Origin of the sequence: Rhizobium sp. BT-226, assembly GCF_025847085.2 — a bacterium.
GTDB lineage: Bacteria > Pseudomonadota > Alphaproteobacteria > Rhizobiales > Rhizobiaceae > Rhizobium > Rhizobium sophorae.
Window position 1 is genome coordinate 886,584 of record NZ_JAOYTI010000001.1, and the last position, 11,988, is coordinate 898,571.

Here is an 11,988-nt window from a genome sequence, read left to right on the forward strand (position 1 = left end):
AATCGGGCTGAACCTCAAAAGGTCGAGGCACCGCTGCCCCAGGGGCCGTGGTGGAAATCCTTACCATCAAGGCGGTCGAAGCCGTGGGCGCCGAAGAAATCGCGCTGCGCCTGGATGAGGTTTGCCGTTCCCCTGCCCTGGCGATAGGCGTCGAAATAGGTGAGCGCCGAGGTCAGCGCCGGCACCGGCAGGCCGGCGGCAATCGCGGCACCGACGACACGGCGCAGCGCCGGGATCGATTCCTTGACCATGTCGGAGAAAGCCGGCGTGACGATCAGGTTTGCAGCATCAGGCGCCTTGGTGAAGGCCGAGGTGATCTCGTCGAGGAACTGCGAGCGGATGATGCAGCCGGCGCGCCAGATCCTGGCAATCGTCGGCATCGGCAGCGACCAGTTGAACTCGCGCGATGCTTCCGCCATCACCGCGAAGCCCTGCGCATAGGCGCCGATCTTGGCAGCGAAAAGCGCCAGCTCCAGATCCTTGTTGAGCTCGGGGCCGTAAGCGATCGGGAAGGACACGGCCTGCGTTCCGAAGATCTTCTCGGCGGCCTCACGCTGCGACTTCATCGAAGAGAGGCTGCGGGCGGCGACGGCGGCTTCGATCGCCGTTGCCGGAATGCCCATGTTCTGCGCCTCGATCGCCGACCACTTGCCGGTACCCTTCTGGCCGGCCTTGTCGAGGATCATGTCGACCATCGGCCCGCCGGAAACCGGATCGGTGGCGGCAAGCACCTTCTCGGAGATTTCGATCAGGTAGGAGTTCAGCCGGCCCTTGTTCCATTCGCCGAAGATGCCGGAGATTTCGGAGGCACTCTTGCCGAGGCCGTCGCGCAGGATGCCGTAGATTTCGGCGATCATCTGCATGTCGGCATATTCGATGCCGTTATGGATGGTCTTGACGAAATGGCCGGCGCCGTCATTGCCGAGCCAGGCGACGCAGGGCTCGTCATTGTAGCGGGCGGCAATCGAGGTCAGCACCTTCTCGACGCGCTTCCAGGACTCTTCGGTGCCGCCGACCATGATCGACGGGCCGTGGCGCGCACCTTCTTCGCCGCCGGAAACACCCATGCCGATGAAGGTCAGCTCGGTATTCTTCAGCCGATCGAAGCGGGCGACGGTGTCGCGGAAATTGGCGTTGCCGGCATCGATCATGATGTCGCCCTTGGAGAGATGCGGGCGCAGCAGCTCCATCTGCTGGTCGACGGGCTCGCCCGCCTTGATCATGATGATGATCGGACGCGGCGGCCGGATTGCATCGACGAATTCTTCGATGGTCTTGCAGGGAATGATCTGCTTCTTCAGATCGCCGGCGCTTTCGTAGAATTCGTCGGTTTTCTCCGGCGTGCGGTTGAAGACCGCGATTTTATTGCCTTTCTCCGCGATGTTGAGCGCCAGGTTGGAGCCCATTACCGCAAGGCCGATCAGTCCGATTTCTGCCTTTTCCACGACAAACCTCCGATGTGTCATTTGGACCGGTGTTGTGGCACTGTCTCGGTCAAACGGCAAGTCTCGCAAGGGTCTAATCGGTTCGCAAAAGCCAATGAAATGAGGCTTGCAATATCCCCGCTTGTCCGACAACCCACCGGCTGCCGCTTAATCCGAAGCCGCAAGTTTTTCGCGTGTCCTGCCCGTAATGCCCTATCTCATGTTATCATCAGTGCCTCGGGAGATATCGCATTGGCATCGGAAAAACGGAAAGACACGGCTCTCCTGGCGGCCCGCGCCGGCCGCTACCGCGAATATGCGCCGCCGCCGACGCTGCGACGCCATTTCAGCCGGCTCTGGTCGCATGCGCTCCATGACAGACCGGCGGCAATGGTGGCGATCGTGCCGGATGGCTATTGCGATCTCCTCTGGATCGACGGCCGGCTGGTCGTCGCCGGCCCCGACAGGACGGCGGCCTTTCCCGTCATCCGGCCGGGCGCGACTGTCATCGGCGCACGTTTTGCGCCCGGCGTCGCGGCACCCTGGCTGAAGACGCCGCTCTCGGCACTGGTCGGCTGCTCGGTACCCCTTGCCGACATCGGCCGGAAGGACACCGCCGAGTTCGAAGCGCGGCTTGCGGATTGTCCCGACCCCTCAGCCGCGAGGGCGCTGTTTGGCCGACTGCTCGAAGAGATCGCGCGCGATGCGGAGGAGCCTGCCCGCGACGCCGCCATGATTTTCGCCGCCGCCGACAGCGGTCGCCCGGCTTCCAGCCTGCTCGACCGGCTCGGCATGAGCGAAAGGCAGCTGCGCCGCCGCTGCCACCATCATTTCGGCTATGGCGCAAAGACGCTGGAACGGATCCGTCGGTTCCAGCGTTTCCTCGACCTCTGCCGCAAATCGGGCACGATGCCGCTTGCCCGCCTTGCGCTAGAAGCTGGCTTTGCCGACCAGCCCCACATGACACGGGAGGTCGGCGAGCTTTCGACGCTGACGCCCGCTGTCATTTTCGACCAGCTCGGCATGCGGAAAAGAGCCGACTGACCGTTTTGTTCAAGACGCTGCCGGCAGGTTTGTTATTCTGACGAAACCAAATGACAGGGACCTGCAAGCCATGACGACAATGCCCGCGAAAATCATCCACCGGTCGATCGAGCGCGATTGGCGCGACGTCTATGAATTCGCCGGAAAGCCGGAGAACATGCCGCTCTGGGCCTCCGGCCTTGCGACCGGTCTCGATCCTGATGGTGCCGACTGGGTCGCCGATGGCGCTCTCGGAAAAATCAGGGTGAGCTTCGTGCCTGCCAATGAATTCGGCGTGATCGACCATACGGTGACGATCGAATCCGGCCTCAGGGTCTATAATGCCCTGCGCATCGTTCCGAACGGCGATGGCTGCGAGGTCATGTTCACGCTGCTGCGTCTGCCCGGCATGACCGACGCGCAGTTTTCCGCCGATGCCGCCCATGTCGAGAAGGATCTCGCCATGCTGAAAGCCCTGATGGAGAGATAGATGGCCGAGAAGACAGAAAACAACGACCGCCGCATCGACTATGTCGAATTCAACGTCGCCGACATCGCTGCCGCCAAAGCCTTTTACGGCTCGGCCTTCGGCTGGCGCTTCACCGATTACGGCCCCAATTATTGCGAATTCGACGATGGCCGGCTGAAGGGCGGCTTTACCGATTTCGGACCGGTGCGGCCGGGCGGCCCGCTGGTCGTCGTCTATGCCAGTGATCTGGAAGAAGTGCTGACCTCAGTCGAAAGAGCCGGCGGCACGATCTGCCGGCCGATCACCGATTTTCCCGGCGGCCGTCGCTTCCACTTCCTCGACCGCGACGGTTACGAGCTCGCCGTCTGGGCGACCGCTTAGAGCACTTCCAGGAAAAGTGTGAAGCGGTTTTCCGTACGGAATTGCGTAAAAACAAAAAATTAGAGCGGTTCTGCGTTTCCATGAAAAGCTAAACCGCTCCAGCCAGACTACCCAAGGCAGCCGGATTGCTCAGGCGGCCTGCGACAGCCGATCGAGATCTTCCATGACGAGCAGGGCGCCGATCACCGTGCCGCCCGCATCGCGCAGCGGCGACATGCGACAGCGCACCTGCCGCGATCCGCCGCTGCCGGCCGAGCGCTCATAGGTATAGTCGATCTGGTCGCCGGCAAAACAGGCGTCGAGCTTATGCTTGGCGCATTCGGCAAACCGCTCCTCGCCGATGAATTCGGAAAGGTGGCGGCCGATGAGTTCCATCGGCTTTCTGTTGAGATGGGCGCTGTTGGCTGGATTGGAATAGAGGTAGCGATAGTCCCTTGTCAGCACCGCCACGCGGTCCGGCAGGCTTTCGAGGATCACCGCGTTGAGGAATTGGCCATTGTCGGTATCCGGCACATAGGCTGGCGGCGGCTCGATGCGCACATCCTGCGGCGAAGGCACGCGCCAGTCCGGCCCATGCGCCCCGAAATAGCGGTCGAGCAGGTAGGAAAGCACCGACGTGTGCTCCGTGACGCTGGCGCTGTCGTCGGCATCCTGGCTGATCAGGTGGCTCACAAACTGCAATTGCATGTAGACTTCGAGCAGATTGGCAGCCCGGCAGGCGAGGATTGCCTCGACCAGCGGCTCGACATGACGGTCGAGCGCCGTGACGCGCTGGTCGTCGCCCAGGCGTATGGCTTCCTCGATTTGCACGCAACGCAAAGAAAAAGCTCGAAAAAGCTCCAGCAAGACGCCTCCCACTCCCATTGCCCAAGAGACGAGTCCGAAACCTCACATGCTGCATTTCCAAAAAATGCGCCTTCCGGTAGACACTATTCGCGTCTTGGTGGTGACGGGTAACATGAAGTGCCCTCAGTTTCAATCCGAGAGCAGCTGCCGCTTTTCACCGCTGATAAATGGGGGTGGACCTTTTTTAGAGTATGATGCCGAAAAGTGTGAGCGGTTTTCGGGCGACAGCATGCTCCAACTAAGGCACGAGCGTCTGCTTGATCTGCCAGCGATCATGATACCAGAGCCATTGCTCCGGGTATTCCCGCACCCAGCTTTCCACCTTGTCGTTGAGCAGCTGGGCGGCGGCCGGCAGGTCGAGATTGCCCTTGGCGTCGCGGGGCATGTCTAGCCGCGGCTCGATTTCCAGCCGGTAGCGATTTCCGGGCAGTCGGATGCAGCGGGCCGGATAGACTTCGCAGTCGAACTGTCGCACCAGCTTCGGCAGCAGCGGATTGGTCTTGACGTCGCGACCAAAGAAGGTGCCCTTCAGCCCCTTACGGAATTTCTGGTCGACCAGCACGCCCACGCCCTGGCCCGCTTCCAGCTGACGGGCAAGCGCGAAGGAGGAGCCGGCATGCGACGGCACCAGCTTGCCCATGCGGGCGCTCCGGAAGTCGAACACCTTCTTGGCGACATAAGGATTATTCGGCGGCCGAAAGAGCACGGTGACGTTGAGCCCGAAGGCGGCACCCGCCACCGGCAGCAGCTCGAAATTGGCGGTATGGCCGGTAAAGACGATGAAGGGGCGCGGATTGTCACGCAGGTCGAGGAAGATCGGGACGCCCGACACCTCTACCCTGCCCGGCTCCGACTTTTCGGGATCATAGTCGAACAGCTGATCGAGGAAGACGTATTCAGCCGCAAGCCGGCCCATATTGCCCCAGCTGCCAAGCGCGATCTCCTCGATCTCGGCCTCGCTCTTCTCAGGGAAGGCGTTGCGGAGATTGGTCAGCATCAATCTGTGGCGGCTGGTCAGCCGGCCGAGGCGGCGCATCGTCCTGTCGGCAAAACGGATGGCGCCATCGGCCGGAAACAGCTTCAGGAAATTCAGGAAGCCGAACATCACCTGAGCCACCAGCCATTGCTGGAAATTCCTCAGCGCCAGAACGATCCGGGTGATGAAGAGCTTCACGCGGTCAATCCATCTTCAGGATGATCTTGCCGAAGATCTGGCGCGATTCCATCCGCTCCAGCGCCCGGTCGATATCGCTGAAGCTGACCTCCGTATCGATGACGGGATGGACGAGCCCGCGACCCATCTTCTGCATCGCATCCGCCATGTTCTCCATGCGGCAGCCGAAGGAGCCGAAGAGCTTCAGCTGCTGCTGGAACAGCATCATCAGGTTCATCTCTGTGGAAACACCCGAGGTCGAGCCGCAGGTGACGAGGCGCCCGCCGCGCTTCATGCAGAGCATCGAGCCTGCCCAGGTGTCCTTGCCGACATGTTCGAAGACGACGTCGACGCCCTTCTTCTTGGTGAGCTTGCGCACCACGCCTTCGAAACGGTCGGTGCGGTAGTTGATCACGTGATCGGCGCCAAGCGCCTTGGCCTTTTCGATCTTGTCGTCCGAACCGACCGTGGTGATGACGGTGCAGCCGATCTTCTTGGCAAGCTGGATCGCCGCCGTGCCGATGCCGGAGCCGCCGGCATGGACGAGGATCGTCTCGCCCGGCTCAAGCTTGGCATTGTCGAACAGCATGTGCTCGACCGTGCCGAAGGTGACGGGAGCAAGCGCCGCGCCGATCGCATCGACGCCGGGAGGAGCCGGCACCAGCAGGCGCGCCGGCAGGTTGACCTTCTCCTGCGCAAAGCCGTCGAGATGGAAGCCGTGCACGCCCGAGACATGTTCGCAGAGATTGTCGCGGCCTTCGCGGCAAGGGCGGCAAAGGCCGCAGGTACGCGCGCCGTAGATGGAGACGAGCTGGCCCGGCAGCACGTTGGCGACGCCCGGGCCGATCGCCTCGACGACTCCAGAAGCTTCCGCACCGATGACCAGCGGCATCTTGCGCTTGGCGAATGCCATGCCGCGCCAGCCCCAGACGTCGATATGGTTGAGCGCCACCGCCTTGACGCGCAGCGTCACCTCGCCGGCACCAGGAGCGTCCGGTTCCGGCAGGTCGGTGATCTCAAGCTTGCGGTCATCGATCAGTTGCAAAGCGCGCATGGCAAAATCCCTCGCCTTCAAGACGGTCTTCTTGTTTTGAAATTGTCGCGAACCGCTTAAGCCGGTTCGAGCGCCATGACAAGGCTGGCATTCTGCCCGCCGAAGCCGAAGGAGTTGGAAAGCACGGCTGAAACCTGAGCTTCCCGCTTCTTGTTCGGCACGACATCGAGAACGATCGACGGATCGGGGTTATTGTAGTTGATGGTCGGCGGCAGCGTTCCGGTCAACATCGTCTGCAGCGAGAACACCGCCTCGACGGCGCCCGCCGCCGTCAGCGTATGGCCGATCATCGACTTGTTGGACGACACCGGAATGCCGACGAGCCGATCACCGAACACAGCCGACATCGCGCCATACTCCATCTTGTCGTTCTCAGGCGTCGAGGTGCCATGCGCATTGATGTAGCCGATACCGCTCTCGTCGATGCCGGCATCGGCAAGGGCCGCGCGGATCGTCGCAATTGCCGGGCCGCCGTCGGGCGACGACCGGGTACGGTGGAAGCTGTCGGCCTTGTCGCCGGCGCCCTTCATGATGCCCAGCACCTTGGCGCCGCGGGCAACCGCTGATTCCAGCGATTCCAGCACCAGGGTCGCTGCACCTTCGGCGATGACGAAGCCGTCGCGATCCTTGCTGAACGGCTTGGAAGCCTTGGTCGGCGGATCGTTCTGTGTCGAAAGGGCTGACAGCAACGAGAAGCGGATCAGCGCTTCGGCACTCAGCGATCCGTCGGTTGCGACCGTCAGCGCGCGATCCGTACGGCCTTGGCGGATCGCCTCAATGCCGAGCTGGATCGCCGTGACGCCGGAGGCGCAGGCCGTCGACAGCGTGACGGGAAGGCCTCGGGTGCCGAACCGGTCGGCAAGGCGCTCGGAAATCGCGCCGAACAGGGCGGCCTCATGGAAGGCAGGATCCGGACGCTGGCGCAGCGCCGTCAGGAAGCGCTCATAGGCATCCCCTGGATGGTCGGAAGCCGGCGAACGGTCGGCAAGCTCGAAACGCGCGCTCCATTCCGGTTCGATCGGCGGGGCAGCGAGAAACAGCGGGCCGTTGAAATCGCCGGAAAGGCCGGCATCGGCAAGCGCCTCGATCGTCGTCTCGCGGGCGAAGGCATAGGAGCGCTCGACAGCGTTCGGCGCCGGAATGCCGATAAAATCGACGGTGCCGGCGATCCGCGTCGATAGGCCTTCGGTCGGGAAGCGGTTGATCTCGTGGATGCCCGACGTGCCTGACGAAAGCGCTGCCCAGTTGTCGCTGAGGCCTTGGCCGAGCGAGGTGATGATGCCCATGCCGGTAACAGCCACGATCGGACGGCCGAGGTGATCTCTATAAGCGGAAGCTGTCATATCTCTCACTCCTCACGCGTCTGCGGAAAGAACGGCAACGCCCTCGCCGCGCTGGTGTCCGACCGTGGTCACGACGGCGGCCGTGGCCCCTGCCCGCATCGGCGCCTCATGGGCGGCGTCGAAGGGCGGAACCTTGGCCCTGCCGTCGACGGCAAGGGCTGCAAGCGCCAGACCCAGGGTGAACTGCGTCTCGATCGTATGGCCGGTGACGCCGCCGAAGCCGCGGATCGCAACGTCGGGCAATTGATGCTCGAGCACCGCCCGCTCGCGAGCGGCAAGATCGTGCATGCCGGTCGATCCGGAAAAGATCGCCGTGCTCTCAGCGGCAAGCCCGGCAGCCGGCGCCAAGAGCCGCTCCAGCCGGACTTCGAGATTGCCGGAATTGCGGTTGCCGCGGTCGCCCTCGACCGCGTCGATGACGGCATAGATATGGGCGCCGCGGGCTTCGGCGTGTCTGCGCGATTCGAGCACCAGGAAGGCGCCTGCCGAACCGGTGATCATGCCGCCGCCGTCGCTCGGCTTGCGCGACCAGAGCGGCACCCAGTCGCCGCGCGCATGAGCGCCGATCGCTTCGGTGAGCAGGATCATATCCGGCCGTTCAGCCGCGAAGGCGCCTCCAACAAGCGCATGCGAGGATTCGCCTGATTTGATGCGGTAGAAGGCGGTTTCGACGGCGGATATGCCGGCCGCTTCCTCGCCCATGAAGGTGCGCGAGGAACCGGTGACCTTGTGCACGATCGAGATATTACCGGCGAGCAGGTTGGAAAGCTGGGCGAGGAACAGTGTCGGCCTCAACTCGGTCGTCAGCTTCTCGTTGAGCAGCAACTCGCGGTCATTGCGCTTCAGCGCCTCGTCGACGATCAGTGTGTCGACATTGATGTCGCGCTCGCCGCCCCCGGCTGCCACGATCATGTCCATCGTGCCGCAGGCTTCGATATCATCCTTGAAGCCGGCATCGTCGAGCGCAAGGCCGGCGGCAAAGACACCGATGCGCTGCCAATTCTCCATCTGGCGCTGATCGCCGCGCTTGGCAATCTGCTGCGACCAGTCGATCTCGGGCAGCGGATGCACCGGATAGGGCTTGAACTTCTCGGTCTCGACGATCGCCTTCGGGCTGCTCGCGGCCGAAAGCAGCGCGATATGCGCGTCCTTGCCGACGCCCTGACAGGTGACGATGCCGATGCCCGAGATAACGACGTCGTTTGCAGCCTTGCTCATCCAATCACTCCCTGCGCCGCGATCGCTTCGAGAAGCCCGATCTCGCCGGCACGTTTCTTCACGATATCGCCGAGCGGCACCTCGGAAAACGGCATGGTGCGCAGTTTCAGCTGCGCATCGCAGACCTTCTTGCCGCCGCTGGTGATTTTAGCCTTGGTGACCGCAAAACCCGAACCGTCATGCTCCAGCACCGCCTCGATGTCGAGCACGGCTTCCGGCTCGACGAAGGTGCGCATCTTGGCGCCGTCGACCGCCATCAGGAAGGGCATGGCGGCAAAATTGGTGACGGCAAGCACCAGCATGCCGGAGGCCTGGGCCATGGTCTCGATCAGGAGCACGCCGGGAACCAGCGGCATTCCGGGAAAATGACCCTCGAAGACGGGGCTCTTGGCCGGCACGACGGATCGCGCCTTAAGCGTGCCCTTCTTCAGGTCCACCGCTTCGACGCGGTCAATCATCTGGAAATATTCCAGCAGCATTCGGATCCTCCGGCCCGACAGGCCAGATCCGCCCGCCGGTGACGCCTAAAGCGCGTCTGGTTCGCACTTTAGGTCTTTGTTTTTATGCATGCCGTTGTCCCAAAACCGCTGCGCACTTTTGGGCGGCATGCACTAGTTAGGAACGAAACCGCCCGGCCGCCATATTCACGGCGGCAGGGCGTTCAAAAAAGACTGTTATATCGCTCAGGCCTTGGCTGCTTTGAGCTCGTCGATCTTGGCGCAGAGGTTCTTCAGCACGAAATATTCTTCGGTGGAAACCTTGCCTTCGTTGACTTCCTGCGTCCACTTTTCGAGCGGGATCTTGATGCCGAATTCCTTGTCGATCGCAAAGACGATGTCGAGGAAATCGAGGCTGTCGATACCGAGGTCGTCGATCGTATGGCTCTCCGGCGTGATCGTCGCGCGGTCGATCTCGCTGGTTTCTGCAATAATGTCGGCAACTTTATCGAATGTAGCGGTCACGCGCTGTACCTCATGAAATGACGATTTAAACCCCCTCATAGGCAAATCCATTTCAAAAGCCAATGCTTTCGTCCCGGCGTTGCGGCAATTTGCCGGCTGGGTGTTGCCTAAACAGCAATGGAATGCCGGCCTTTGCCGTCACCCAGGGCACGAGGCGATGCCGCAGCAGAAAGTTCGCCCCGCCGGCGGGGCGAAGAAGCCGTCCGAATCAAGCCCGCGGACGGCCTCTTCTCGGCGCAGGCGCCTCCAACAACAACAGCCAGGGCACGGAAACTTTGATCTGGATCAAATCGCGATCCCGGCGAAATTGATAATCATCAAGCCGCGCTGGAAGAAATCGGGATAGCCGAACCCGCAATCGCGGCGTAATCGTCTAGGGTATGCCCAGCACGCCCGGCATGCGCAGCCATACCGGCACACGCGGATTTCGAAGGGATCAGGACATGGACGTCGCACGCAGTGAGGTTTCCGACGCCGGCACTCTCGTCGCCTGCCGTTCCTGCCAGGCGCGGCACGGCGTCGTCTGCGGCGCGCTGTCGAGCAGCCAGCTCCGGGAACTCGGCCGCCACTCGCTGCGCCGCAAGGTCGATGCCGGCAGCGAGATCATCGCTCAAGGCTCGGAAAGCTCTTTCTATTCGAACATCATGCGCGGGGTGGTGAAACTCAGCAAGGTGATGCCGGACGGGCGCCAGCAGATCGTCGGCCTGCAATTCTCCCCCGATTTCGTCGGCAGGCCCTTCGTGCGCGAAAGCACGCTGTCGGCCGAGGCTGCGACCGATTCCGAAATCTGCGTCTTCCCGCGCAACCTGCTCGACCGCATGATATCGGAGACGCCGGAACTGCAGCGCAGCCTGCACGATCAGGCGCTGACGGAGCTGGATGCCGCGCGCGAATGGATGCTGACGCTCGGCCGGCGCACCGCCGAGGAGAAGGTCGCAAGCCTGCTCCACCTCATCGCCACCCACGCCGAACCGCAAACGGCCACGAGCACCGCCTTCGACCTGCCGCTATCCCGCGCCGAGATCGCCGACTTCCTCGGGCTGACGATCGAAACCGTCAGCCGCCAGATGACTAGGCTGCGCAAGAGCGGCGTCATTCGCATCGAGAACTTCCGACATATCATCGTTCCCGACATGGATGAGCTGGAGCGGATGATCAGCGCGTAAACTGGGATCAGCTGCCGATTTCGGGTCAGGCGCTGATCTGAGATCAGCGCATAAAAGGGGGATCAGCTGTCGATTTGCTGATCCGAGATCAGCGCGGCGCATAACCCGTTGGGTTAGCGCGTAATGACCACGCGGGTATTGGCAAGGCCGGCCTGCCGCGTCAGCGAGAAGAACTGGGCGGCATTGTCGGGATGCAGCCGAACACAGCCATGCGAAGCCGGCCGACCCAGGCGCTTCAGGTCGAAAGTGGCGTGAACGGCATAACCGCCGTTGAAGAATACGGCGTAGGGCATCGGCGCATTGTCGTATTTCCTGGAGCGGTGATCGCGCGACAGCCACTTGGCGCGCCACGAACCGGTCGGCGTGACATAGCCGTTGCGCGCGGTCGAAACCTTCCACCGATACTTGACGAAGCCGTTCTCGGAAACAGTCATCGTCTGCTTGCCGATGCTGATATTGGCGACCAGCGTTGCTGCCTGAGCGGCAACAGGAGAAAACTGCAGCAATAAACTTGCGGCCGCAGCCGCCAAAATCGTCTTCATCATAACCCCTCTTCGAACTCGCGCAGCTTAATTGCGCCCTCACGAAAGAGAGACTACGGCAATACTTATTAGATTGCTTTAATCCGAATGGTAATCACAATTTTAACGGGGCAGGCCGGACACGATGCACCGTAAGAACGCAGCGCCCGCTTACTGCAGCTTGCGCGCCGCCGAAGGCTGATTCAGCCGCTGATAGGCCTTGTTCATCTTCTCGCGGATCGAGGCCATCGTACCGAGATTATGGCCGCAGGCAGCGCAGGTGATGATGTCGGTCTCCTGGATCTCCGGGCGCTCGAACTTCATCTTGGTGCTCTTGCACTTCGGGCACGGTAATTCAACCTGAACTGTCATCGCTCTGTTTCCGTCTGATAAGATATGAGGCGGTTCGAATAAACCTTTGCGGCGGC

General features: G+C 62.0%; 14 protein-coding genes. 4 read left to right on the top strand and 10 right to left on the bottom strand.

What is annotated here, in order from left to right; genetic code table 11:
* Positions 1-14: 14 nt before the first annotated feature.
* Positions 15-1,466, bottom strand: coding sequence for an NADP-dependent phosphogluconate dehydrogenase (gene gndA, locus OIU37_RS04540; RefSeq protein ID WP_017988599.1), 1,452 nt, complete (start codon positions 1,464-1,466; stop codon positions 15-17).
* Positions 1,467-1,676: 210 nt separating this feature from the next.
* On the opposite strand from gndA, the gene OIU37_RS04545 reads away from it, so the two are divergent.
* The 3 genes from OIU37_RS04545 to OIU37_RS04555 all read left to right on the top strand — a co-directional run bounded on the left by OIU37_RS04545 (position 1,677) and on the right by OIU37_RS04555 (position 3,297).
* The gene (locus OIU37_RS04545) at positions 1,677-2,468 is read left to right on the top strand and encodes a helix-turn-helix domain-containing protein (protein WP_264256023.1); all 792 of its coding nucleotides are present in this window, start codon (positions 1,677-1,679) and stop codon (positions 2,466-2,468) included.
* 70 nt (positions 2,469-2,538) lie between these two features.
* Positions 2,539-2,937: a polyketide cyclase gene (locus OIU37_RS04550; protein ID WP_017988601.1), complete on the top strand. Its 399-nt coding sequence runs from the start codon at positions 2,539-2,541 to the stop codon at positions 2,935-2,937.
* Positions 2,938-3,297: a VOC family protein gene (locus OIU37_RS04555; protein WP_171602778.1), complete on the top strand. Its 360-nt coding sequence runs from the start codon at positions 2,938-2,940 to the stop codon at positions 3,295-3,297.
* 129 nt (positions 3,298-3,426) lie between these two features.
* Here the strand turns inward: OIU37_RS04555 and OIU37_RS04560 are convergent, their stop codons facing one another.
* The 7 genes from OIU37_RS04560 to OIU37_RS04590 all read right to left on the bottom strand — a co-directional run bounded on the left by OIU37_RS04560 (position 3,427) and on the right by OIU37_RS04590 (position 9,873).
* The gene (locus OIU37_RS04560) at positions 3,427-4,143 is read right to left on the bottom strand and encodes a PAS domain-containing protein (RefSeq protein ID WP_171602779.1); all 717 of its coding nucleotides are present in this window, start codon (positions 4,141-4,143) and stop codon (positions 3,427-3,429) included.
* Between the two features lie 238 nt (positions 4,144-4,381).
* Complete coding sequence (locus tag OIU37_RS04565; RefSeq protein ID WP_171602780.1) at positions 4,382-5,317, bottom strand: lipid A biosynthesis lauroyl acyltransferase; 936 nt, start codon at positions 5,315-5,317, stop codon at positions 4,382-4,384.
* Positions 5,318-5,321: 4 nt separating this feature from the next.
* On the bottom strand, positions 5,322-6,350 hold the full coding sequence (locus OIU37_RS04570) for a zinc-binding dehydrogenase (protein ID WP_129420340.1): 1,029 nt from the start codon (positions 6,348-6,350) through the stop codon (positions 5,322-5,324).
* A 56-nt stretch (positions 6,351-6,406) separates the two neighbouring features.
* Positions 6,407-7,693 carry a beta-ketoacyl-ACP synthase gene (locus OIU37_RS04575; protein WP_171602781.1) on the bottom strand — a complete coding sequence of 429 codons (1,287 nt, stop codon included), beginning with the start codon at positions 7,691-7,693 and terminating at the stop codon, positions 6,407-6,409.
* A gap of 12 nt (positions 7,694-7,705) precedes the next feature.
* Entirely contained in the window at positions 7,706-8,911 is a 1,206-nt protein-coding gene (locus OIU37_RS04580) for a beta-ketoacyl-ACP synthase (protein WP_171602782.1), read from the bottom strand.
* Positions 8,908-9,390, bottom strand: coding sequence for a 3-hydroxyacyl-ACP dehydratase FabZ family protein (locus tag OIU37_RS04585; RefSeq protein WP_171602783.1), 483 nt, complete (start codon positions 9,388-9,390; stop codon positions 8,908-8,910). The genes OIU37_RS04580 and OIU37_RS04585 overlap by 4 nt, the downstream gene beginning before the upstream one ends.
* A 204-nt stretch (positions 9,391-9,594) precedes the next feature.
* Positions 9,595-9,873, bottom strand: coding sequence for an acyl carrier protein (locus OIU37_RS04590; RefSeq protein ID WP_003540486.1), 279 nt, complete (start codon positions 9,871-9,873; stop codon positions 9,595-9,597).
* A 443-nt stretch (positions 9,874-10,316) separates the two neighbouring features.
* Here OIU37_RS04590 and OIU37_RS04595 point away from each other — a divergent pair, with 443 nt between their 5' ends.
* Entirely contained in the window at positions 10,317-11,039 is a 723-nt protein-coding gene (locus OIU37_RS04595) for a Crp/Fnr family transcriptional regulator (RefSeq protein ID WP_264256045.1), read from the top strand.
* 113 nt (positions 11,040-11,152) lie between these two features.
* Here the strand turns inward: OIU37_RS04595 and OIU37_RS04600 are convergent, their stop codons facing one another.
* Together OIU37_RS04600 and OIU37_RS04605 are read right to left on the bottom strand one after the other, a co-directional pair.
* On the bottom strand, positions 11,153-11,581 hold the full coding sequence (locus OIU37_RS04600; RefSeq protein ID WP_129420337.1) for a L,D-transpeptidase: 429 nt from the start codon (positions 11,579-11,581) through the stop codon (positions 11,153-11,155).
* A gap of 150 nt (positions 11,582-11,731) precedes the next feature.
* Complete coding sequence (locus tag OIU37_RS04605; protein WP_171602785.1) at positions 11,732-11,932, bottom strand: hypothetical protein; 201 nt, start codon at positions 11,930-11,932, stop codon at positions 11,732-11,734.
* Positions 11,933-11,988 lie beyond the last annotated feature (56 nt).

Excerpts from the sequence above, each read along its gene's own strand:
- gndA (WP_017988599.1), bottom strand. The coding sequence starts at position 1,466 with ATGACACATCGGAGGTTTGTCGTGGAAAAGGCAGAAATCGGACTGATC.
- OIU37_RS04550 (WP_017988601.1), top strand. The coding sequence starts at position 2,539 with ATGACGACAATGCCCGCGAAAATCATCCACCGGTCGATCGAGCGCGAT.
- OIU37_RS04555 (WP_171602778.1), top strand. The coding sequence starts at position 2,938 with ATGGCCGAGAAGACAGAAAACAACGACCGCCGCATCGACTATGTCGAA.
- OIU37_RS04570 (WP_129420340.1), bottom strand. The coding sequence starts at position 6,350 with ATGCGCGCTTTGCAACTGATCGATGACCGCAAGCTTGAGATCACCGAC.
- OIU37_RS04575 (WP_171602781.1), bottom strand. The coding sequence starts at position 7,693 with ATGACAGCTTCCGCTTATAGAGATCACCTCGGCCGTCCGATCGTGGCT.
- OIU37_RS04580 (WP_171602782.1), bottom strand. The coding sequence starts at position 8,911 with ATGAGCAAGGCTGCAAACGACGTCGTTATCTCGGGCATCGGCATCGTC.
- OIU37_RS04585 (WP_171602783.1), bottom strand. The coding sequence starts at position 9,390 with ATGCTGCTGGAATATTTCCAGATGATTGACCGCGTCGAAGCGGTGGAC.
- OIU37_RS04595 (WP_264256045.1), top strand. The coding sequence starts at position 10,317 with ATGGACGTCGCACGCAGTGAGGTTTCCGACGCCGGCACTCTCGTCGCC.
- OIU37_RS04600 (WP_129420337.1), bottom strand. The coding sequence starts at position 11,581 with ATGAAGACGATTTTGGCGGCTGCGGCCGCAAGTTTATTGCTGCAGTTT.
- OIU37_RS04605 (WP_171602785.1), bottom strand. The coding sequence starts at position 11,932 with ATGACAGTTCAGGTTGAATTACCGTGCCCGAAGTGCAAGAGCACCAAG.